28 protein-coding genes are annotated in these 21552 nt (G+C 68.3%); 18 read left to right on the top strand and 10 right to left on the bottom strand.

The window, feature by feature from the left end:
• Positions 1-18 precede the first annotated feature (18 nt).
• From AU193_RS18370 to AU193_RS18405, 8 genes are all read left to right on the top strand, one after another.
• The gene (locus AU193_RS18370) at positions 19-390 is read left to right on the top strand and encodes a hypothetical protein (protein ID WP_064423794.1); all 372 of its coding nucleotides are present in this window, start codon (positions 19-21) and stop codon (positions 388-390) included.
• Positions 387-869 carry a DUF3093 family protein gene (locus AU193_RS18375; protein ID WP_064423795.1) on the top strand — a complete coding sequence of 161 codons (483 nt, stop codon included), beginning with the start codon at positions 387-389 and terminating at the stop codon, positions 867-869. Before AU193_RS18370 ends, AU193_RS18375 begins: the two co-directional genes overlap by 4 nt.
• A complete protein-coding gene (locus AU193_RS18380; RefSeq protein ID WP_064423796.1) occupies positions 866-1123 on the top strand; it encodes a hypothetical protein in 258 nt (85 codons plus the stop codon). The genes AU193_RS18375 and AU193_RS18380 overlap by 4 nt, the downstream gene beginning before the upstream one ends.
• 116 nt (positions 1124-1239) lie before the next feature.
• On the top strand, positions 1240-2097 hold the full coding sequence (locus AU193_RS18385; protein ID WP_064423797.1) for an oxygenase MpaB family protein: 858 nt from the start codon (positions 1240-1242) through the stop codon (positions 2095-2097).
• Complete coding sequence (locus tag AU193_RS18390; protein WP_064423798.1) at positions 2084-2680, top strand: TetR/AcrR family transcriptional regulator; 597 nt, start codon at positions 2084-2086, stop codon at positions 2678-2680. Before AU193_RS18385 ends, AU193_RS18390 begins: the two co-directional genes overlap by 14 nt.
• A 44-nt stretch (positions 2681-2724) precedes the next feature.
• Positions 2725-3048, top strand: coding sequence for a hypothetical protein (locus tag AU193_RS18395; RefSeq protein WP_064423799.1), 324 nt, complete (start codon positions 2725-2727; stop codon positions 3046-3048).
• A gap of 37 nt (positions 3049-3085) precedes the next feature.
• A complete protein-coding gene (locus AU193_RS18400; RefSeq protein ID WP_064423800.1) occupies positions 3086-3568 on the top strand; it encodes a pyridoxamine 5'-phosphate oxidase family protein in 483 nt (160 codons plus the stop codon).
• Positions 3569-3617: 49 nt separating this feature from the next.
• A complete protein-coding gene (locus tag AU193_RS18405; RefSeq protein ID WP_064423866.1) occupies positions 3618-4976 on the top strand; it encodes a cytochrome P450 in 1359 nt (452 codons plus the stop codon).
• Here the strand turns inward: AU193_RS18405 and AU193_RS18410 are convergent.
• Positions 4973-5353, bottom strand: a complete 381-nt coding sequence (locus tag AU193_RS18410; protein ID WP_064423801.1) for a nitroreductase family deazaflavin-dependent oxidoreductase — start codon at positions 5351-5353, stop codon at positions 4973-4975. The genes AU193_RS18405 and AU193_RS18410 overlap by 4 nt on opposite strands.
• Positions 5354-5448: 95 nt before the next feature.
• Here AU193_RS18410 and hemL point away from each other — a divergent pair, with 95 nt between their 5' ends.
• From hemL to ccsB, 6 genes are all read left to right on the top strand, one after another.
• Positions 5449-6765 carry a glutamate-1-semialdehyde 2,1-aminomutase gene (gene hemL / locus AU193_RS18415; RefSeq protein ID WP_064423802.1) on the top strand — a complete coding sequence of 439 codons (1317 nt, stop codon included), beginning with the start codon at positions 5449-5451 and terminating at the stop codon, positions 6763-6765.
• The gene (locus AU193_RS18420; RefSeq protein ID WP_064423803.1) at positions 6762-7397 is read left to right on the top strand and encodes a histidine phosphatase family protein; all 636 of its coding nucleotides are present in this window, start codon (positions 6762-6764) and stop codon (positions 7395-7397) included. The genes hemL and AU193_RS18420 overlap by 4 nt, the downstream gene beginning before the upstream one ends.
• A 77-nt stretch (positions 7398-7474) precedes the next feature.
• The gene (locus AU193_RS18425; RefSeq protein WP_064423867.1) at positions 7475-8092 is read left to right on the top strand and encodes a TlpA disulfide reductase family protein; all 618 of its coding nucleotides are present in this window, start codon (positions 7475-7477) and stop codon (positions 8090-8092) included.
• Positions 8089-8940 carry a cytochrome c biogenesis CcdA family protein gene (locus tag AU193_RS18430; protein WP_064423804.1) on the top strand — a complete coding sequence of 284 codons (852 nt, stop codon included), beginning with the start codon at positions 8089-8091 and terminating at the stop codon, positions 8938-8940. Before AU193_RS18425 ends, AU193_RS18430 begins: the two co-directional genes overlap by 4 nt.
• On the top strand, positions 8937-10511 hold the full coding sequence (locus AU193_RS18435) for a cytochrome c biogenesis protein ResB (protein WP_064423805.1): 1575 nt from the start codon (positions 8937-8939) through the stop codon (positions 10509-10511). Before AU193_RS18430 ends, AU193_RS18435 begins: the two co-directional genes overlap by 4 nt.
• Positions 10508-11491: a c-type cytochrome biogenesis protein CcsB gene (ccsB, locus tag AU193_RS18440; RefSeq protein WP_064423806.1), complete on the top strand. Its 984-nt coding sequence runs from the start codon at positions 10508-10510 to the stop codon at positions 11489-11491. Before AU193_RS18435 ends, ccsB begins: the two co-directional genes overlap by 4 nt.
• A 46-nt stretch (positions 11492-11537) precedes the next feature.
• On the opposite strand, the gene AU193_RS23395 is transcribed toward ccsB, so the two are convergent.
• Positions 11538-11699: a hypothetical protein gene (locus tag AU193_RS23395; protein ID WP_172798350.1), complete on the bottom strand. Its 162-nt coding sequence runs from the start codon at positions 11697-11699 to the stop codon at positions 11538-11540.
• Between the two features lie 52 nt (positions 11700-11751).
• On the opposite strand from AU193_RS23395, the gene AU193_RS18445 reads away from it, so the two are divergent.
• The gene (locus tag AU193_RS18445) at positions 11752-12078 is read left to right on the top strand and encodes a DUF4229 domain-containing protein (protein ID WP_064423807.1); all 327 of its coding nucleotides are present in this window, start codon (positions 11752-11754) and stop codon (positions 12076-12078) included.
• 85 nt (positions 12079-12163) lie between these two features.
• On the top strand, positions 12164-12508 hold the full coding sequence (locus AU193_RS18450) for an ester cyclase (RefSeq protein WP_064423808.1): 345 nt from the start codon (positions 12164-12166) through the stop codon (positions 12506-12508).
• Here AU193_RS18450 and AU193_RS18455 read toward each other — a convergent pair.
• The 7 genes from AU193_RS18455 to AU193_RS18485 form a co-directional block, all read right to left on the bottom strand.
• Positions 12505-13215 (bottom strand): hypothetical protein, encoded by a 711-nt coding sequence (locus AU193_RS18455; RefSeq protein WP_064423809.1) that lies wholly within the window; start codon positions 13213-13215, stop codon positions 12505-12507. The genes AU193_RS18450 and AU193_RS18455 overlap by 4 nt on opposite strands.
• On the bottom strand, positions 13215-14123 hold the full coding sequence (locus tag AU193_RS18460) for a vWA domain-containing protein (protein ID WP_064423810.1): 909 nt from the start codon (positions 14121-14123) through the stop codon (positions 13215-13217). The genes AU193_RS18455 and AU193_RS18460 overlap by 1 nt, the downstream gene beginning before the upstream one ends.
• Positions 14120-15124 carry a hypothetical protein gene (locus AU193_RS18465; RefSeq protein WP_064423811.1) on the bottom strand — a complete coding sequence of 335 codons (1005 nt, stop codon included), beginning with the start codon at positions 15122-15124 and terminating at the stop codon, positions 14120-14122. Before AU193_RS18465 ends, AU193_RS18460 begins: the two co-directional genes overlap by 4 nt.
• On the bottom strand, positions 15115-15588 hold the full coding sequence (locus AU193_RS18470; protein WP_064423812.1) for a hypothetical protein: 474 nt from the start codon (positions 15586-15588) through the stop codon (positions 15115-15117). Before AU193_RS18470 ends, AU193_RS18465 begins: the two co-directional genes overlap by 10 nt.
• Positions 15578-16450, bottom strand: coding sequence for a DUF58 domain-containing protein (locus tag AU193_RS18475; RefSeq protein ID WP_064423813.1), 873 nt, complete (start codon positions 16448-16450; stop codon positions 15578-15580). Before AU193_RS18475 ends, AU193_RS18470 begins: the two co-directional genes overlap by 11 nt.
• A gap of 7 nt (positions 16451-16457) precedes the next feature.
• Complete coding sequence (locus AU193_RS18480) at positions 16458-17459, bottom strand: MoxR family ATPase (protein ID WP_064423814.1); 1002 nt, start codon at positions 17457-17459, stop codon at positions 16458-16460.
• A gap of 96 nt (positions 17460-17555) precedes the next feature.
• Positions 17556-18719, bottom strand: a complete 1164-nt coding sequence (locus AU193_RS18485) for a sulfotransferase (RefSeq protein ID WP_082683052.1) — start codon at positions 18717-18719, stop codon at positions 17556-17558.
• 115 nt (positions 18720-18834) lie between these two features.
• Here AU193_RS18485 and AU193_RS18490 point away from each other — a divergent pair, with 115 nt between their 5' ends.
• Positions 18835-19410: a TetR/AcrR family transcriptional regulator gene (locus AU193_RS18490; protein ID WP_064423816.1), complete on the top strand. Its 576-nt coding sequence runs from the start codon at positions 18835-18837 to the stop codon at positions 19408-19410.
• Complete coding sequence (locus AU193_RS18495) at positions 19407-20600, top strand: DUF1214 domain-containing protein (protein ID WP_156425280.1); 1194 nt, start codon at positions 19407-19409, stop codon at positions 20598-20600. Before AU193_RS18490 ends, AU193_RS18495 begins: the two co-directional genes overlap by 4 nt.
• A 40-nt stretch (positions 20601-20640) precedes the next feature.
• Here the strand turns inward: AU193_RS18495 and AU193_RS18500 are convergent, their stop codons facing one another.
• A complete protein-coding gene (locus AU193_RS18500) occupies positions 20641-21513 on the bottom strand; it encodes a 1,4-dihydroxy-2-naphthoate polyprenyltransferase (protein WP_064423817.1) in 873 nt (290 codons plus the stop codon).
• Between the last annotated feature and the right edge of the window lie 39 nt (positions 21514-21552).

A 21552-nucleotide genomic window follows, 5' to 3' on the forward strand; every position in this document is an offset into this window, starting at 1 on the left:
CGATAGGCTGACCCGACCATGACCGCTCCCGCGCCACGAACCCGCGTCGTCACCGCCGCCTTCTGGTGCTGGGTCGGCGCCGCGGTGATGTTGATGCTGGGCGGGCTGATCGCCGCCTCGGTGAACCTGCCGGCGCTGTTCCGCGGCGCGGGGATCCTCACCGTCGTCGCGGGCGCCGCAATGGCGTTCCTCGCGGGCCGCAGCCGCACGGGTGACGTCCGGTTCCGCCGGGCCGGTGTGGCGTTGGCGCTGACCATCGTCGTTTTCGTCGCGCTGCTTGCGATGGGTGGCGTCGTTCACCTCGTGACCCTGTTCGCGGTCCTGCCGCTGATCGCGGGCGCCGTCCTGATCACGCGGTCGAGCGGGGACGCTCAAGAGGAAGCGACGTGACCGAGAAGGAGACCGCGCCGCAGGTGCTGTTCTACGAGCAGGGGGCCAGTTGGTGGTGGTTGGCCGCCGGGCCCGCTTCGGCGGTCGCGATGGCGTTGATCCAGGCGTCGGCAGGCTATGGGTTTCAGTGGTTGGTTCCCGGCATGTTCCTGGTCCTCGTCACCGGCTTCCTCGCGATCCAGGTCAAGGCCGCCCGCATCCACACCTCGGTCGAGTTGACGCCCGAGACGCTCCGGCAGGGCACCGAGCGCATCCGTACCGACGAGATCGTCCGCATCTACCCCGAGGCGACCGGTGCCGAGCCGCCGAAATGGCAGTCGGCTCGGGCGCTGGGCGAACTCACCGGTGTCCCGCGCGGCCGCACCGGGGTCGGGCTGAAGATGACCGAGGACCGCACCGCGCAGGCCTGGGCCCGCAAGCATCAGAAGCTCCGGGAGACGCTGACCCAGCTGATCGAAGAGCGCATTCCGCCGGCATGACCGTCCGGGCAGCGCTCGAGCTGGTGCTCGCCGTCGCCGCGGCGGTGGGCAGCGTCCTGAGCTGGTCGGCCGCGAAGACGGCGGTCGTGGTCGCGCCGGTGCTCGACGGTGAGCCGCCGACGACCTCGATCGAGTACACCGCGCCGATGGTCGGGCTGGCGCTGGTGTTGGCCGCCGTTGCCGGTGCGCTTCTCGTGCTGGCCATCGCGCATTGGCGCCGGGCCGCCGCGCGGCACCCCACTTCCCGCGAGTGACCGCGTCTGCCCGCCGACACGCCGTCAATTCAAGTGCAAAGCGGGTCGCTCACGAGAAATGAGAGTCCGCTCACAGCCGCTTGGTACAAAGTGCAGATTTTGTAACACTGTGTCATATGACCGAGTTGGTGGAGACGGACAGGCCCGTCGACGACGCGCTGCCGCTGGGCCCACAGTCGCTGGTGTGGCGCTATTTCGGGGACAACCGCATGTACCTGATCGGGCCGCGGCCTGCGGTGCTGCAGAACATGCTCGCCGAACTGGGCCAGGGGGTGCTCGACCACTCGGTGTTCTTCGACGACACCGCCGCGCGGGTGAAGCGCTCGCTGCCGCCGATCTTCAACACCGTCTACGGCTCTGACGACGACAATCCCGGGACACAGGTCCGCGATTTCCACACCGAGATCAAGGGCGAGATGCCTGACGGGAAGCGTTACCACGCGCTGGATCCGGAGACCTACTTCTGGGCGCACGCGACGTTCGTCGAACAGGTGCTGTACTTCGCCGACACCTTCGTCAAACGGCTGAGCCGCGAGGAGAAGGAGCAGATCTATCTCGAGTCGAAGACGTGGTACCGCCGCTACGGCGTGAGCGAGCGCCCGATGCCCGCCACCTATGACGAGTTCGAGCGGTACTGGGACCGCATGCTCGACGAGATCGTCGTCGCACACAAAACCGCGGTGTACGGCGTCGGCTACGTCACGAAGGGGTTCCCGTGCCCCAAGGGCGTTCCCGCGTGGGCCTGGCGGCTGACCGCGCCGCTGTTCAATCCGCTGGCGGCGTTCCTGACCACCGGCGGGTTGCCGCCCCGTGCCCGCGAGCTGCTGCAACTGCCGTGGAGTGAGCGCCAGGAGCGTCGCTACCAACGATTCGCGGCGTTCTGGCGGTCGCGTCCGGTCAACTGGGTGTGGGATCGTCTGCCGATGCGGTGGCGCTACAACGGCTATGCCCAAAAGGGCTATGCCCGGTCCTGACCCGACGATGGAAGCCATCCTCGACGCCGCCGTGATCGAATTCGAACGGCACGGCTTCCGGCGGGTCGCGCTCGACGACGTCGCCCGCCGCGCCGGCGTCAGCCGCACCACGATCTACCGGCGGTTCGCCAACCGCGACGAGCTGGTTGCCGCAGTGATCGAGCGCGAGAACATCGCGCTGTTCGCCGACATCGCCGAAGAGGTCAAACGGGTCGGGCCGCAGTCGAACTACTACGTCGAGGCATTCACGCTGTCGATCCTGAAGTTCCGTCGCCATCGCGTGCTGTACCGGATATTGACCGACGAACCTGCGCTGCTGCTCGAACTCGCCCGTACGCACTACGACGCCGCCATCGCCCGGATGGCCGCCGCGTTGCGGATCATCTTCCCCGCCGGGTTCGCCGAGCGGATCGGCGAGGAGACCGTCGAGGAGTTGGCCGACACGATCCTGCGGTATGCGGCGATGGTGTTGCTGCTGCCGAGCTCCCAGGCTCTGGAGTCCGCGGACGACATCCGTGCTTTCGCTGGCAAACACTTCCTTCCCAGCCTTCCCACTGCGTTGCGAACCGTGCCCACCGGTTAGCCGAACTGCGTTTCGTATTTCGGCTCTCCGGGCAGTCGTAATCCATGACGAGCGAACAAGGCGAGGACGACAAAGGCTTCATCGAGGAGCAGCGGAAAGCCGAACCGGAGACCGACGAACATCACCAGGTCACCAGCGAGCAGGAAACGCCGCCGCCCACCGAGAAACCCGAAGTGACCGACGAGCACCGGGAAAAGGCCAAAGAGATGCACAAGGCCTACGAGGAGGAAAGGCCGACCACCAAGATGCCGGGCACCGGCGGCGCGGTCGCGGGTACCGCGGTGAACGACTGGCTCGACGAGGACGGAAACCCGAAGTTCAGCAAGGAATCTGCGGGCAGCGAAAGCTCGGAGGGCAGCGGCAGCTGAACCGTCCGGAGCCGGCACGTGCCTACGCTAGGCAACCGTGACCCCTCTGGAACAGATCGCGCCGGCGTTCGTCGAGATGGCGCACTCGATCGTGTGGGCCTCGGTGGCCACCGTCGACGCCAACGGCCGGCCGCGCACCCGCATCCTGCATCCGATATGGGAGTGGGACGGCACCGACCTCCTCGGCTGGATCGCGACGGTGCCGTCGCCGGTGAAGAAGAATCATCTCGCGGTGCACCCCGAGGTCTCGGTGAGCTACTGGACCACCAGCCACGACACCTGCAGCGCGGAGTGTCTGGTCGAGTGGTACGTCGACGACGAAACCCGGGCGGCGGTCTGGGACAAGTTCGCCACGGCCCCCGCACCGGTGGGCTACGACCCGCGGATCATCCCGATGTGGCAGGACGGTCCGACCTCCGACCAGTTCGCCGCGCTGCGGCTGACGCCCTACCGCATCCGGGTCATGCCCGGCACCGTGATGACGAAAGCTGAAGGCGCGCCGCTCACCTGGTCGGCGTGAATATCGCGTACGGGTGTTGAGCCGACGCGACCTGGGCGATGATCTGCACATGACCGCCGCGCTCGACGTCTCGGCGTTGCCGCTGGTGCCGAAGAACCCGCTGCCGATCTGGCGGTTGGCCAAACTCATCCGCAGGCTCGACACCGGGCAGGACGTCATCCGCGACGCCGGCGGTCCCATCACCCGCATACAGATCGCGCCGAAGTGGCTGTATCAACCGATCGTCGCCGTCATGTCGCCCGCCGGCATGCGCGACGTGCTCGGCCGCTCCGACGGCTCCTCGGAGCGATGCATCTACCACGACGAAGTTCGCGATATCGCGGGCGACAGCCTGTTCGTACTGCCCAACGAGCTGTGGCGGCCGCGCAAACGGGCATTGCAGCCGGTGTTCACCAAGCAGAACGTCCGCAATTTCGGCGGCTACATGTCCGCGGCCGCCCAGGCGTTCCTCGACCGTTGGCCCGAGGGCGGCGAGATCGACCTCGACGGCGAGTGCCGTCGCGTCGCAATGCAGTCGCTGGGGCATTCGGTTCTTGGTGTCGATCTCGACGAGCGCGCCGACACGATCGCCCGCTGCATGCACGTCGCGTCCTCGTACGCCGCCGACCGTGCGCTGCGGCCGGTGCGGGCCCCGCGCTGGCTGCCGACACCCGCCCGCCGCCGAGCGCGTCACGCGGTCGCCGAGATGAAACGGATCACCGACGAGATGGTGCGCGCATGCCGCACCGACCCGGCACGCGACGCACCCCTGGTTCGGGCGCTGATGGCGGCCAGAGATCCGGAGACCGGTGTGCCGCTTTCGGACGACGACATCTCCAACGACTTGCTCATTTTCATGCTCGCCGGGCATGACACCACCTCGACCGCGCTGACCTTCTCGCTGTGGGCGCTGGGGCGTCATCCCGAGGTCCAGGACCGCGTCGCCGGGGAAGCCGCCGCCATCGGTGACCGAGAGTTGACCCCCGACGACGTGCCCCGGCTGCAATACACCGTGCAGGTATTGCACGAGGCGATCCGGTTGTGCCCACCCGCGGCCGGCGTGGCCCGGCTGGCCACCCGTGACATCGCAGTCGACGGCTATCGCGTCGAGGCGGGCACCTTGGTCGCGCTCGGGCTCTACGGGCTGCATCACGATCCGGCGCTCTGGCCGAACCCGATGGTATTCGACCCTGAGCGGTTCAGCCCCGAGAACACCGCCAACCGCGACCGTTGGCAGTTTCTGCCGTTCCTGGCCGGCGGCCGACCCTGCATCGGCGAGCACTTCGCACGACTGGAGACGACGCTGGCGTTGGCCACGATCGTGCGGGCCGCCCGGATCGAATCGTTGGACAGCGCGTTCGAGTGCGACGTGCCGTTCACCACCGTCGCCAAGGGCCCCATCCGGGCCCGAATGCAGCCGCGGATTTAGCCCCGCGTCAGCAGCACGGCCTGCTCGAACGGCAGCAGCCCGAACAGGGGCCGCATCCACCCGGTGACCGACGGCGCCGCCTCGCCTTTCGTCACGACCCGGGGGTCACGGACGCCGAACGTCCGGCCATACCTGGTCATCTTTCCGCCGCCGGCCGCGGTGACGTTCTTCAGCCAGTCCCGGTCCGGGCCGTACGTCAGCAGAATGGCCACCCCGTCGTGCGTCGGGAACACCGTCAGCGGAGTCCGGTACGACTTCCCCGACTTGCGTCCGGTGTGCTCGAGGATGCCCATCGACGGAGCCCACCCCGCCCACAGCCGCTGAATCGGATTGGTGACGCGGCGGTTGAACCGCGCGAGCCATTGCGGCAGCTGCATGGCCTCATCCAACTCCGATGCCCAACGCGGCTCAAGCGTGTTACCCACTACACCCTGTAGTTGACGGTTCGGACCGGGCTGGGACACTGGTGGCCATGCGTGCTGACCAGATCACCACCGAGGCGTCGGCGCGGTTGTTCGCCGAGGCGTCGGCCGTGATCCCGGGCGGGGTGAACTCGCCCGTGCGGGCGTTCACCTCGGTGGGCGGCACCCCTCGGTTCATCACCTCGGCCAACGGCTACTGGCTGACCGACGCCGACGGCAACCGCTACGTCGACCTGGTCTGCTCGTGGGGGCCGATGATCCTCGGCCACGCGCATCCGGACGTGGTCGCCGCCGTGCAACGGGTGGTGACCGACGGTCTGTCGTTCGGTGCGCCCACCCCGTCGGAGTCGGAGCTGGCCGCCGAGATCATCGGTCGGGTCGCGCCGGTCGAGCGGCTGCGCCTGGTGAACTCCGGCACCGAGGCCACGATGAGCGCGATCCGGCTGGCGCGCGGCTACACCGGCCGGGCCAAGATCGTGAAGTTCTCCGGGTGCTACCACGGCCACAGCGACGCCCTGCTGGCCGACGCCGGTTCCGGCGTCGCCACGCTCGGGCTGCCGTCGTCGCCGGGTGTGACCGGCGCCGCGGCCGCCGACACGATCGTGCTGCCCTACAACAACGTCGCCGCGGTCGAGGAGGTCTTCGCCCGGTTCGGCGACGAAATCGCCTGCGTGATCACCGAAGCCAGCCCCGGCAACATGGGCACAGTACCGCCTCTGGACGGTTTCAACGCCGCGCTGCGCCGTGTCACGGCCGACCAGGGTGCCCTGCTGATCGTTGACGAGGTGATGACGGGCTTCCGGGTCAGCCGATCGGGTTGGTACGGCATCGATCCCGTCGACGCCGACCTGTTCACCTTCGGCAAGGTGATGAGCGGCGGGTTACCCGCGGCGGCGTTCGGCGGCCGCGCCGAGGTGATGGAGCGGCTGGCCCCGCTGGGACCGGTGTATCAGGCCGGCACGTTGTCGGGGAACCCCGTCGCGATGGCGGCCGGGCTGGCGACACTGCGCGCGGCCGACGACGCGGCGTACGCCGAACTCGACGCCAACGCCGACCGCCTCACCGCGCTGCTCGAGCAGGCTTTGACCGAAGCAGGTGTGGCGCACACCGTTTCGCGGGCCGGCAACATGTTCAGCGTGTTCTTCACCGACCAGCCGGTCAGAGACTTCGCCTCGGCGCGGGCGTCGGAGACGTGGCGATTCCCGGCCTTCTTTCACGCGCTGCTGGATGCCGGTGTCTACCCCCCGCCGAGCGCCTTCGAAACCTGGTTCGTGTCAACGGCTTTGGATGACGAGGCGTTCGACCGCATCGCCGCCGCGCTGCCCGGCGCGGCCCGTGCCGCGGCCGAGGCGGTCAAACCGGCATGACCGAGAAACCGCTCGAGGCCGACGACGCCGTGAAGACGGTGGTGCACGTCATGCGCCACGGCGAAGTGCACAACCCCGACAAGATCCTCTACGGCCGCCTGCCCGACTACCACCTGTCGGAGCGAGGTCGAGCGCAGGCCCAGGCCGTGGCGGACTGGCTCGCAAAGCGCGACATCGTCTACGTGGTCTCCTCGCCGCTGGAGCGGGCGCAGGAGACCGCGGCCCCGATCGCGGCGGGTCTGGGGCTGTCCGTCGACACCGACGACGAGCTCATCGAATCGCTGAACATCTTTCAGGGGCAACGGGTTTCGCCGGGGGACGGCGCGCTGCGACACCCCCGTAACTGGTGGCACCTGCGCAACCCGCGCACACCGTCGTGGGGGGAGCCGTACCGCGAGATCGCCCAACGGATGACCGCCGCGGTGCATCGGGCCAGGGCCAAGGCGGCCGGCCACGAGGCGGTGTGCGTCAGCCATCAACTGCCCGTCGAGACACTGCGCCGGTCGATGACCGGTCAACCACTGCACCACTTCCCGACCCGGCGGCTGTGCAACCTGGCGTCGGTGACGTCGTTCTACTTCCACGGGGACACCTACGTCGGCTGGGGTTACGCGGAGTTGGCCGGGCAGTGAGTCGCTGGGTGGTGCGCGGTCGTCGGCTCTTCGCGCGAGCGCTCATCGCAAGCTGTCGGCTCTTCGCGCGAGCGCTCATCGCAAGCCGTCGGCTCTTCGCGGCCTGCGCGGTGATTGTCGCGCTTGCCGGCTGCTCCACCGGCGACGACGCGGTCGCACAGGGCGGCACCTTCGAATTCGTCGCCCCCGGCGGCCAGACCGACATCTTCTACGACCCGCCGCAAGATCGCGGTCGCCCCGGCCCCCTCCGCGGCCCCGATCTGATGGACCCGGACAAAACCATCTCTCTCGAGGACTTCGCGGGCAAGGTGGTGGTGCTCAACGTATGGGGCCAGTGGTGTGGTCCGTGCCGGACCGAAATCACCGAACTGCAACAGGTCTACGACGCGACCAAAGACCTCGGTGTGCAATTCCTCGGCATCGACGTCCGGGACAACAACCGAGATGCGGCGCGGGACTTCATCATCGACCGCGGCATCACCTTCCCCTCGATCTACGACCCGCCGATGCGGACCATGATCGCGTTCGGGGGCCGCTATCCGACGACGGTGATCCCCTCGACGGTGGTCCTGGATCGCGAGCACCGCGTCGCGGCGGTGTTCTTGCGGGAGCTGCTGGCCGAAGACCTCCAGCCGGTGGTGGAACGCGTTGCGCGCGAGCAGGATCAGGCGGAGCCTGAGAAGGCCGGCACATGAGCCTCGACCAGGTGGACCAGTTGATCGCCGGCGGTCCGGTCGTGCTGGCTCTCCTCGTCAGCGCGCTCGCCGGGCTGGTGTCCTTCGCCTCGCCGTGCGTCGTGCCGCTGGTGCCCGGATACCTGTCGTATCTGGCCGCGGTCGTCGGCGTGGAGGACGCAGCTGCCCCGGCGGGCACCCCCGACCAGGTTCAGCGAGACCGACGTTCTGGCGGAAAATCACGCGAAGAATCCGCCATAACGTCGGTCTCGGCGAAAGCTACCCGCCTGCGAGTCGCCGGCGCGGCCGCATTGTTCGTCGCCGGGTTCACGGTGGTGTTCGTGCTCGGCACCGTCGCCGTCCTCGGTATGACGACGTCGTTGATCACCAATCAGGTTCTGCTGCAGCGCATCGGCGGCGTGGTCACGATCGTGATGGGGCTGGCGTTCGTCGGATTCATCCCCGCCCTGCAGCGGGAGGCCCGCTTCACTCCGCGGCAGATCTCGACGCTGGGTGGCGCCCCGTTGCTCGGCGCGGTCTTCGCCCTGGGTTGGACACCGTGCCTCGGTCCCACCCTGACCGGCGTGATCGCGGTCGCCTCGGCCACCGACGGCGCCAACGTGGCCCGGGGTGTCGCGCTCGTCATCGCCTACTGCCTCGGCCTGGGAATTCCGTTCGTACTGTTGGCGTTCGGATCGGCACGGGCGGTGCAGGGTCTGGCATGGTTGCGCAGGCACACCCGCGCGATCCAGATCTTCGGCGGTGTGCTGCTCATTCTGGTCGGCGTCGCGCTGGTGACGGGGCTCTGGGGAGACTTCGTGTCCTGGGTGCGCGACGCGTTCGTCAGCGACGTGACGTTACCGATATGACGAAAGCGTTTGCGCTGGTTCGGAACACCTGGCGAACCCTGACGTCGATGGGCACCGCGCTGGTCCTGCTGTTCCTGCTGGCGCTCGCGGCGATCCCCGGCGCCTTGCTGCCGCAGCGCAGCCTCAACGAATCCAAGGTCGACCAGTACATCGCCGAGCACCCGACCATCGGACCCTGGCTCGACCGGCTTCAGGCCTTCGATGTGTTCTCCAGCTTCTGGTTCGCCGCGATCTATGTGCTGCTGTTCATCTCGCTGGTGGGCTGTCTCACCCCGCGCCTGATCGAACACTTCCGCAGCATGCGGGCCGACCCCGTACCCGCCCCGCGCAACCTCGGCCGGCTGCCCAAACACCACACCGCCGAGGTGTCCGCCGAGGCGGATGATCTGGCGGCGACGGTGAACGAGCGGTTACCCGGCTGGCGCAAAGTCACCCGCGACGACAGCGGAACCGTCGAGATCTCCGCGGAGAAGGGCTATCTGCGCGAGTTCGGCAACATCGTCTTCCACTTCTCGCTGCTCGGCCTGCTCGTGGCGGTGGCGGCGGGCAAGCTGTTCGGCTACGAGGGCAACGTCATCGTCATCGCCGACGGCGGCCCGGGTTTCTGTTCGGCCTCGCCTGCGGCGTTCGACTCGTTCCGCGCCGGAAACACCGTCGACGGCACTTCGCTGTATCCGATCTGCCTGCGGGTCAATGATTTCCAAGCCGACTATCTGGACACGGGGCAGGCGACGTCGTTCGCCGCCGACATCGAATACCAGGCGGGCGCCGATCTGGAGTCGGGCACCTGGCGGCCCTACCACCTGAAGGTCAACCATCCGCTGCGGGTCGGCGGTGACCGGGTGTACCTGCAGGGCCACGGTTACGCCCCCACCTTCACCGTGATCTTTCCCGACGGGCAGACGCGCACGCAGACATTACAGTGGCGGCCCGAAGACCAGATCACGTTCCTGTCGTCGGGCGTCATGCGGTTCGACCCGCCCGCGGGCACGTATCCGGACCCCGATGACCGTCGCAAGAACCAGCTCGCGATCCAAGGCCTGTTCGCCCCGACCGAACAGCTGCACGGCACCCTGCTGTCCTCGAGCTTCCCGGCGCTCAACGACCCCGCCGTCGCCATCGACATCTACCGTGGCGACACCGGCCTGGACACCGGACGACCGCAGTCGCTGTTCACCCTCGACCCGCGCTTGATCGAGCAGGACCGGCTCACCAAGAAGGCGCGGGTCAACCTCGGGGCGGGCGAGTCGACGCGGCTCGACGACGGAACCGTGGTGAGGTTCGACGGCGCAGTGCCGTTCATCAACGTCCAGGTCTCCCACGACCCCGCGCAGGTGTGGGTGCTGGTGTTCGCGATGACCATGATGGCCGGCTTGTTGGTGTCGCTGGTGGTGCGTCGACGCAGGATCTGGATTCGGATCAGCCCCGCGGGTCCGGGTACCGTAACCGTCGAGCTGGGCGGGCTGGCGCGCACCGACAACTCCGGGTGGGGCGACGAGTTCGAGCGGTTGGCGCAGCGCCTCCTTCCCGACGCCAGGACGGCGCACGCCGCAGGAGAGAAGGTCAGATGAACCCCGATCACATCGACGTCGGCTTGGCCCGGTACTCGGACTGGGCGTTCACCTCATCGGTGCTGGTTCTGGTGGGCGCGCTGCTGTTGCTCGCGATCGAGTTGGCCTACAGCCGCGGCCGCAAGGCCGACGCCCGGGAGCTCGTCGTGATGGGAGCGAGCGGTGTACGCGCGGACAGCGCGGCACCGGGGGTCGTCACCGAATCCCGCCGCCGTCCGATCGACGAGCGGATCGGTGGCGCCGGTCTCGCGCTGACCTACCTCGGCATCGGCCTGTTGCTGGCCTGCATCGTGCTGCGCGGGCTGGCGACGTCGCGGGTGCCGTGGGGCAACATGTACGAATTCATTAACCTGACCTGCTTCTGCGGGCTCCTCGCGGCGGCGGTGGTGCTGCGCCGCCGCGAGTACCGCACGTTGTGGGTGTTCGTGCTCGTCCCGGTGCTGATCCTGCTGACGGTCTCGGGCCGCTGGCTGTACACCAACGCGGCGCCGGTGATGCCCGCCCTGCAGTCCTATTGGCTGCCGATCCACGTGTCGGTGGTCAGCCTCGGGTCGGGGGTGTTCCTGGTCGCCGGTGTGGCCAGCATCTTGTTCCTGCTGAAGATGTCGCGGTTCGGCGCATCAGATTCGAACGGCATGCTCAGCCGCGCCCTGGACAAGCTCCCCGATCCGCAGACCTTGGACCGAATCGCCTACCGCACCACGATCTTCGCCTTCCCAGTGTTCGGGTTCGGCGTCATCTTCGGCGCGATCTGGGCCGAAGAGGCATGGGGCCGCTACTGGGGCTGGGACCCCAAAGAGACCGTGTCGTTCATCGCGTGGGTCGTCTACGCCGCATATCTGCACGCTCGCTCCACCGCAGGGTGGCGCGACAAGAAAGCCGCGTGGATCAACGTCGTCGGCTTCGTCGCGATGGTGTTCAACCTCTTCTTCATCAACCTCGTCACCGTGGGCCTGCACTCCTACGCCGGAGTCGGCTGAGTCGCTCGCGGCCGGATTCGCCGGGCGCGCAACGCGAGAACCGCGGTCACGGTCTCGGATTGTCCTCCTGGCCCAGTCGACGCAGGAACTCTGGATCGTCGTCCGGCCCGATCACCCGGGTGCGCGGACGGCTCGGCGAGACGCGCGTCAGCCGCCAGCCGACATATGCCAGCGTGCACAACACGAGAACCAGGAGCAGATACGCCACGAGAACAAAACCTCCTTGCTTCGAATATACGCGTCATCGGTAGGCTCGTTCCGTGTCTGACGGTCGCGGGGGAACTCGGCTCGTGGTCGACGTGCTGGCCTATGTGCTGGCCCGGCTTCTACTCGTTGCGGCGGTGACGGCGGCGATTCTGGGCGCCGGACATCTGCTCGGGCTGCGCGAGTTCCCGCTCGTCGTCGCGTTGCTCTTCGCGATGGTGATCGCACTGCCGCTGGGCATCTGGATTTTCGCCCCGCTCCGTCGCCGCGCCACCGAAAGCATCGCGGTCTTCGACGAGCGCAGGCGCCGCGACCGGGAGCAGCTGCAGGCCAGGCTGCAGGGCGACGACCCACCGTCCTGTGGTGACGGCCGCGGTGCGTGAGGCGTCGGTAAATAGCCGCGTTCCCTCGCTGTCATGTTCGTCAGTCGAATTGCGTAGCCGGCCTCGAGCCGGGTAAGACACGAACATGGTTTCGCCTGAAGAGCTATACGCACGGTGGATAGACGAATTGTGGGCGGGAGACCCCGTTGCGGCCGAGCTGGTCACCGAGGACTTCGTGGGACATTGGCCGGGGCGGCAGGTTCGAGGGCCCGCCGAGCTACAGGCGGTCGTCGGGGAGACCCATCAGATGCTCAGCGACCTGAAGTTCGTGATCGAGGTCGAGCCATTCGTCGGCGGCGACATGCTGGCGGCCAGGTGGATCGGGACAGGCGCGGCCCAGGACGGACCGAAGCGGTTCACCGGCAACGACATCCTGCGCATCGAGAACGGTCGCTTCGCGGAGTACTGGACCGGAACCAGCACGGGTTAGCCTGCCGCGTCCTGCAGCACCTGCTGAAGCTTGTCGAGCGGGTCGCCGGCAGCCGGATCGAGCCGCAATGCATCCCGGAGTGATTCGGGGTCGGGCATCACAGGCGCGGGCGCGGGTGCCTCGGGCGCTGGGGGCGGTGCCAACGGCGGCGCCGGCGGCGGCGGAGGCGGAGCGGTCAAACCGGCCAGCTTGGCCTGCAACCGCGGTGCCGCGTCGTCACGTACGGCGCGCCGCTCGGGATCGGGATCGGCGTTGCCCTCAAAGCAGCCGACGGGCGCGTTCTCGACGAGGTCGAGCGCGCTGAGATACCGGTCGCGTGCGGTATCGGGCCGGTTCTCCCACGCGTCCACGTCGCCCTGCCGCTCCCGCACGAGTTCCAGGTTGATCAACACGGGACACGATCGATCACGCGCGGTGCGGTTCAGCGCTTCGGAAAAGTGCGCGTCGGCGTCGGCGAGGCGGTCGTCGAGCACCGCGAGAGTCCCCGCCGCAAACGACGCCTTCGCGGGTTCGACGATATTGAACGAGCTCATCACCGCGACGTCGCCGCGCAGCCCCTCGGCGTCGCGGTCCGCGAAGTCCGACACCGCCGAGTCACCGGCCACCACAGCGGAGACGAGCTTCAGCGCGATCGCCAGCGCCACGACCACGACGGGCGCCGACACCAGCAGCAACCGGCGGCGCAGCCGCAATCTGCCGGGGCGCATCAGACCACCTCATCCCGCCGGGCCGCGCGGCTGGTGCGGAACTCGCGCAGTGTCAGGTAGATCTCGAACAGCAACAGCACCGCCGCCACCATGGTGAAGACCCAGTACAGGTCGGTGCGATCGGGTGCGGCGGCGTCGGACTGCGCCGACGAGACACCGCTCACGTCGGGCGCCTCATCGGTGACCGATCGCGTGGTGTTCCGCGCGACGAACGGCACGCCGAGTTGATCGGCGATGGCTTCCAGACGCGGTTGGTCGCGGGTCGCGCCGTAACCGAACACCGCGCCGCCGTCCACCGAGCCCGGCACCGGATCGAACTCGCCCTGCGGGGCCCGCGACCCCGGCGCACCGGACCCGAAGTAGAACACCAGGTTCTGTGCGCCCGGGCTGCGTTGGCCCGCCGCGATCAACTGGTAACGCAGGACGTTCGCGGCGGCCGCCGCATTCACCTCCCCCGCGGCGGTGTCGCGGGTGGCGGCCAGGGCCGCAACCACCGGTTTGAGGCTCCAATTGTCTTCGGACAGCGGCCATTCCACGGACGAGCGGGCCGCGAACGTGATGAGTGCGAACCGAGCCCGGGGGTAGCGCTCGATGAGCGCGACGACGTCGTCGCGGATATCGGCGACCGCGGGGCCGGTGGAGCGGTCGACGATCAGGAACACGTTGGCTGTCGCGTCGCCGCTCGGGCTCGTCACGGCCGCTTCCTCGGTGTCACCGCCGATGGCGGGTCTGGCTGCAGCGATCAGCATCAGCACCACCGCCAGCGTCAGCGCCGACCACCGCCACACGGTGCTCCATCGCTGGCCGGTGTGCCGGGCCAGCTGGCGCATGGTGATGAGCCGGAGCACGACCGCCGCGACAGCGACGGCGATCAGGAGTACCGGCGGTACGACGGGGGAGAAGGTCATCGTCGAAGCACCGCCAGCGACAGGCACAGCAGCGCCGACACCGCGACCGCGATCGCCAGGGGGACGGTGGGAGTGTCGCCGCGGAAACCTGCGACGGTGGCCGCCCGGTCGGCGTCCGGCGGATGCGCGCGGATTCCCTCCAGTTGGGTTTCCAGGTCGGGACCGACGGGCGCGTATCGCCCGCTCGTGGCCGATACGACGGACCGCACGGACCCCGGTGACGACACCAGCGCATTGACCTGGATTCCGCGCTCCCGCGCCAACTCGGCGACTTGCTGGTCGGTGTAGAGCGAGGGGCGGGTCTCGCCTGGGGCGCGTAGTTCGCCGGGCCCCAGGTAGACGATCGAACGGCGACGCTCACCGGGTGGGTCGTCGGGCGGGAAGCCCGCGGCGCACAGCGCGAGGACGTCGGCGACGCTGGTCGCGTAGTCCACATACCTCACGGGCGCGGCGAACGAGGCGACGCGGTTCTGTTTGGCCGACAGCTCGGCGGCCGACAGCTCGGCATCGTCGGGCAGACCAGCGAGACCGGCTGCCTCCCCGAGCTTTTCGACCGCGAACTGATAATCCCGGGTCAGCGGGATGACGCGGCGGTTGGCTGAGGTCAACCCGATCCGCTGTGTGCCGAACGTCCCGGTGTGCTGCGCGAAATAGGTCAGGAATGCACCGGTGCTGGAGTCGTCGACCGGTTGGGCGACGCACAACATCACGTCCTCGGGCACCTCGGAAGTCTGCAGCGACCACCACAACCCGCTGGGGCGGGCGCTGGCCAGTACGGCCGTACCGAACAACAGCACGAGCAGGACGATCGTCGCGAGCATCGACACCGTTCGCGCCCGCGCCACCCGCGCGTACTCCGGCAGACCGGTCAGGCGGGAGGTGTTCGCCAAGGGCCGCAACTGTCGCTGCAGCTGCTTCGTCGGGACGAACACCGCGAGCGCCACAGCGCCTGCCAGGCAGGCGAATCCGACCACTGCCATCGGCCACCATGTCAGGGCCACGATCGGATCAGCTCCTCGGCCCTCGCGCCCACCTCACCGACCCGCACCGCCGAGGTCGCGTTGAACTGCGCGTCGTCGAGCGCGGCGAGCGTCGGCGCGGCAGGCGCCAGCTCCCCGGATGCAATGTCGTCGAGCTGCATGTACTGCGCCCGTGTGCCCGTCGCCTGGTGCAGGAAACTTCGCAGGGTGCGGCTCATCGCGGCACCCGCCTCCGCGTCGGTGAGCTCACCGTCGCGGTGCCGGGCGGCGACGCGTTGCACGCTGCGCGCGAACCGTCGGCGCAGCAGCCGGGCATGCAGGGAACGCGCCACGGGAAGGCGGCGAAGCCGCTGCGATGGCAGCGTCCACACGAAAACACCGACATACCAACCGATTACCACGATCACGAGCAGCAACCCGAGCCACAACCACCCGGACCAGTACGGCATCGGACCGCCGACAAACCGCAGCAGGTCATCCGGCACGGGCGAACACCTCGGTCAACGCGACCAGCCGGGCGCGAATCTCACTGCTGGCACCGATCCGCGTGTGGGGGACCGCGTGCGCGGTCATGAACTCGTCGAGTCGGCGGGCCCGCGCCTGCTCGGCCTTGCGGTACGCGGTGACGACCCGCGGGCCCAGCGTGGCGGTGTCGAGGACGTACCGGCCGGTCGCGACGTCGAATCCGGCGCGGGAGTCACCCTGGGCGCCGACCGCGGGCATGTCGGAGACCGTCGCCCACAACACCTCGTGCCGAGCGGTCAACCGGGAGACGGCATCGGTCAGCCTTCCGTCGACCTCCGGCTCGTCGGACACCACGACGATCAGCATCGGGTGGCGGTAATGCGCTGCGACGTAGTCGAGTTGGCAGACGACGTCGCTGCGGCCGGACGCACGGGAGGCGTGACCGTAGAACCTGTGCAGCAGGCTTTCGATGTGGGTCTCGCCGCGGCGCTGCCGGATGTTGACGCAGCCGCGGGAGTCGCCGAACACCATTCCGATCTGGTCGGACCGGCCGAGCGTAATGAGCCCGAACGCGCCCAGGATGTTCACGGCGACATCGCGTTTCACCTCACCACTCGGCGCCAGGGCCGCCATGTTGCGGCCTGCGTCGGCGACGAGCAGCAGCTTGTGGTGCTTCTCGGAGACGAACCGCTTGATCAGCACATGGCCCGACCGCGCCGAGGCCTTCCAGTCGATGTCGCGGACGTCGTCGCCCGGGACGTAAGGCCGCAGATCGTCGAATTCCAAGCTGCGGGTGTGCAACAGCGCGTAGCGGCCACCTTCGAGCATGCCGCGGGTGTCGGTGCCGAAGTGCGCCCTCGCCGAGGTGAGGTGTCTACCCATACCGGCCCTACGGCACTCGAACCGCTTGCAGGACAGCGTCGATGATCAACTCAGGGGTGACGTTCGCGCTGGCGGCCTCGAAACCGAGGATGAGTCGGTGCCGCAGTACCCGGTGCGCGAGCTTGGCGATATCACCGGGGATGACATGTCCGCGGCCCGACAACAGGGCCAGCGCCCGTGCGGCATTGCAGAAGGCGATGGTGGCGCGGGGGCTGGCGCCGTACTCGATCAACCGGGCCAGCTGACGCGGCAGATACTGGTCGGGCTCACGCGTGACGCCGACCAGTTCGCTGGCGTAGTGCATCAGCGCGCGGTCCATGTGGACGTGACGCACGACGGCGCGCAGCCGGCGGATGTCGTCGAGGCCCGCGACCGGCCTGCTGCGATGGTCCTTGTCGTAGAGCCCGGCGTCCATCCGGAACATCACCTCCACCTCCTGTTCGGGGGTGGGGTAGTGCACGACGTCCTTGAGCATGAACCGGTCGGTCTGCGCTTCCGACAGCGGATAGGTGCCCTCCTGGTCGACCGGGTTCTGCGTCGCGATCACCAGGAACGGCTCGGGAATCGGATACTCGGTGCCCGCGATCGTGGTCTGACGCTCCTCCATCGCCTCGAGCATCGCGCTCTGCGTCTTGGCGCTGGACCGGTTGATCTCGTCGAGCAACACGATGTTGGTGTGCACCGGCCCGAGCTGGGTGACGAACGAGTTGGTCGCCGACTCGTAGATCTGGGTGCCGATGATGTCGCTGGGCAGCAGGTCCGGCGTGCACTGGATGCGCCGAAAGCCGCCGTCGATGGCCTCGGCGATCACGCGCGCGGCGGTCGTCTTGGCCAGCCCCGGCACGCTCTCGATGAGGATGTGACCGCCCGCGAGCAGGCCGATCAGCAACGACTCGCGCAGGTTCTCCTGACCGACGACCTTGGCCGAGAACGCGTCGGAGACCGCGTCGACGATGCGCCGCGCCTCCGCGAGGTCGCGCTGGTCTAGTCCTGTTCGTGCTGCGGTCATGAATGCCTTTCGTCTCCGGCTGCCGGATGCGGATACCCGAGCCAGGGTATTCACACACCGCCGATCCGGCGAACGACCGCAGAGACCGCTGCAGGCCTAGGTCAAGAAGCGTTCGCTGTACGGTGCGAAGCGGGCCTGCAACTCGTGCGGGTCGAGACCGAACATCTCCGGTGACGTCGCCACCCGCCCGAGCCGGCCCCGCTGATGCCCCGCGAGATACTCGGCCATGGCCGCGCGGGCGTCCTCGGTCAGCGCCTCGTCCGCGAGCGCGTAAATCGCCGCGGCAGTGCCCATCTCGTCGGCCATGAAGTCGTCGAACCTGACGTCGATCGAGCGCTCGGGCCCGATGACGTCGCGATCGCGGACCAACGCCGCCAGCATGAGTTCCAGTCGGTCGATCCAGCACGCGGCGATGTCCTCGACCGGTACCGGCGAGCAGTGCATGCGCGCGGAGTAGGTGAGCATCGCGAGCATCGACAACACCACGGGGACGGGATCGCGGTGGGTCATGATCACCACCACGCCGGGAAACACCCGGTCGAGCACCGGTAGCTGCTCGAGGTGTTGCGGGGATTTGAGCAGCCACCGCCTGCCACCACGGAGGAACTGCAGCGCCTTCAACTGAAGCGCCAGGTGCTCGTAGTGGGGCGTCTGGTCGTGGGACAGGTAGTAGTCGCGCCACCGCGGCACATGCGCCAACGTCTCGAACAGCATCGACGAGAAGTCGTTGGCCAGCAGCTGGATCTCCTCGTGCACGTGGTCGGTCGTCATCTCGTGCATGAGCGCGAAATGCGGCATGACCGCGTTCATGAACTCCACCGCGGCATCCATCCGGGCGCGTCGGGGGTCTGGTTCGACACCGGCTTCCGAGGGCAGCGGGAACGGTTCGTTGCTCTCCCAGTAGGGAAGGGTGCGGAAGGTCGGTCCGGCGGCCAGCAGGTTGTGCAGATGGGTGGTGCCGGTGCGCGGCAGGCCGGCGATGACAACCGGTGGCGCCAGCTCGATGTCGTGGATCTCGGGATGCCGGGTCAGCAGGTCGGTGAGCAGCAGACGGTTCTTCAGAAACTGCACCAACTGGGCGTGGAAGTTCACCACCCCCGCGTCGCTCAGTCCCGGAATCCCCTGCAGTGCAGCAAGATACACGTCGAGGCGTTCGCGGTAGTCGTCGGCGCCGAAGTCGTCGAGGCCGGTCTCCGCACTGGCCTTGGCGTGCAGCGCCTCGGCGTCGAGCGGGCACTCGGGCGCCATCGCCGCCATCATGTCTCGTATCGGCTGGATCGCGGCCGGGAAGCTTGGCTCGGCGAGGTCGTCGAGAACGACCGGCGGTGCGGGTGAGAGGTCGGTCACAGCTAGTTATGTTACTCTCAGTTTCGTAATGACGACGGAAATCGGCCGACCTCGTGACAAGCGCATCGACGACGCAGTGCTTCGTGCGACGGTCGACCTGCTCGGGGCGACCGGTTATGCAGAGCTCACCGTCGACGCGATCGCCCGGCGTGCGGGCACCAGCAAGCCCGCCATCTACCGCCGTTGGCCGGGCAAGGCGCACCTGGTGCACGAGGCGGTGTTTCCGCTCGGCACGGCCACCGAGCTCCCCGACACCGGATCGCTGACCGGCGACATCCGTGAGATGGTCAGCCGCACGGTCGGGGTGCTGACCACCCCTGCCGCGCGCGCCGCCCTGCCCGGCTTGGTCGCGGAGATGGCCGCCGATCCGGCGCTGCACGCCGCGCTGCTGGAGCGGTTCTCGCATGTGCTCTCGCGGGGGTTAACCGAACGGCTCGAGGCGGCGGCGGCCCGCGGCGAGGTGCGCCCGGAGGTGTCGGCCGCCGACGTCGTCGAAGCGATGGCCGGCATGACGTTTCTGTGTCTGATCACCCGCGGAGATCGTCTCGACGACGCATGGGTGGACCGAACCGCGATTTTCATCACGAGAGGAATCAGCGCATGACGCACGAATCAACGACCGCGGGAAGCCGCGAATCAACGACCGCGGCGAGCCGCGAATCAACGACCGCGGCGAGCCGCGAATCAACGACCGCGGCGAGCCGCGAATCAACGAAAGCGTGGGGTGAACTGCTCGACACCCTGGGCGGGCTGGACCGCGCGTTCCTCGAAGGAGACCGCGCGGTCAGCGACGACCGTCACATCGCCGACGGCTACCGCATGCTGGCCACCACGCTCGGCGTCGCGTTCGACACGTATCTGTTCGCCGAGCCGAGCCGACCCGTGTGGGTCGAGCTGAACACACCGTTTCGCCGCGACCGGCGCTGGGGCGGCGACAACACCGACGCCTACTACTTCATGTGCCCGGTCGACCCGAAGCGTCGGTATCGCATCAGCGGCAACAAGGGCGACAGCGTGTACTTCTCGGTGACCGCGTACAACGAGCCGTCCCCGGGTGCGTGGTCCGATCGGATCGTGGCGCTGGTGCGCGACGACGACCTCGACATAGACGCCGACGGCAACTTCACCTTCGATTACGGCCCGACCGACGGCGGCGTGGTGCTGGTGACGCGCGACTATCAGGCCGACCCGCTGACGGGGCGCCCGGTGTCTTGGCGGATCGAGGCGCTCGACGAGCCCGAGCCGATCCGGCACGGTGACGCCGAGACCGCCGCTGCGTTGCGGGCCAGCGCGGCGTGGCTGCGCACGATGTTTGCGATCGTACCGTTGGCGGTCGGTGCGCGGGTCGACGACGCCCATACGCTCGGTCACGAAATCTCGCGGGTGGCAAACCAATTCGCCGATCCGTACCAGGTTCCCGACGCGAACTTCGGCTGGTCGGCGCGCGACGCGTGTTACGCCTACGGCAGCTTCGTGCTCTCCGAGGACGAGGCGCTGGTGGTCACGCACCGGCCGCCCGCGTGCCGGTTCTGGAACCTCGTGGTGTGGAATCAGTTCATGGCCGGCGTCACCGATGAGAAGACGTCGATCAACGGCTACAGCGCGGTGCCCAACTCCGACGGTTCGGTCACCGCCGTCATCTCCCGCGGTATGACCGCGCACCCGAATTCCATTACCACCGTGGACTATCCGCGGGGCAACCTCGCGTTCCGGTGGTTTCTCGCCGATGCCGTGCCGGCCAAGCCGGAGGTGACGTTGGTCAAGGTCGCCGACGCCCCGACCGCCGTCACCTAGCGGCGTTTGGTGCGTGAATTCGTTCGCTCAGCAATCGTTTTCACGCACAAATCGCAAGCGCCAGCGCGACCGCCACGGACCACACCAGCATCGTCAACCCCGTGTCGCGCAACACGGGAATCAGGTCCTTGCCGCCGAGGCCTTTACGTACCGGCGCGGCAGCGCGAACCGCGAGCGGTAGCGCCACCAGACCGACCGCGGCCCACGGCGTTGCGAGCATCAGCGCCAACGTCAGCGCGAACGCCACCACGAGTAACGCCTGGTACAGCAGCCGGGTGCGGGTATCGCCCAGCCGCACGGCCAGCGTGATCTTGCCCGACTCCCTGTCGGTCGGGATGTCGCGCAGGTTGTTGGCCACCAGCACCGCCGACGACATGCAGCCCATCGCGACCGCGACCGCAACCCCCACCCAGTCGATCCGCAGCGCCTGGGTGTACTGCGTGCCCAGCACCGCGACCAACCCGAAGAACACGAACACCGCCACCTCGCCCAACCCGAGGTACCCGTACGGCTTGCGGCCGCCGGTGTAGAGCCACGCCCCGGCGATGCACACCGCGCCGACCGCGATCAGCCACGGTGCGCTCAGCACCGCCAGCAGCAGGCCGGCGATGGCCGCCACCACAAGGCTCAACACCGCGGCGGTCAGTACCGCACGAGGGGAGGCGACCTTGGAGCCGACCAGCCGCAGCGGGCCCGCCCGCACGTCGTCCGTGCCACGGATCCCGTCGGAGTAGTCGTTGGCGTAGTTGACCCCGACGATCATGGCGACGGCGACAATCAGCGCCAGCAGCGCCTTCCACCAGCACGCCGACTGCAACCATGCCGCCGCACCGGTGCCCGCGATCACCGGTGCGATCGCGTTGGGCAGCGTGCGCGGGCGAGCGCCTTCGACCCACTGCGCGAATGTCGCCACGAGCGCCAGTCTCGCACGGCTGCAGACCGTGGCAGACTG

This window comes from Mycobacterium sp. GA-1285 (genome assembly GCF_001499905.1).
Classification (GTDB): Bacteria; Actinomycetota; Actinomycetes; order Mycobacteriales; family Mycobacteriaceae; genus Mycobacterium.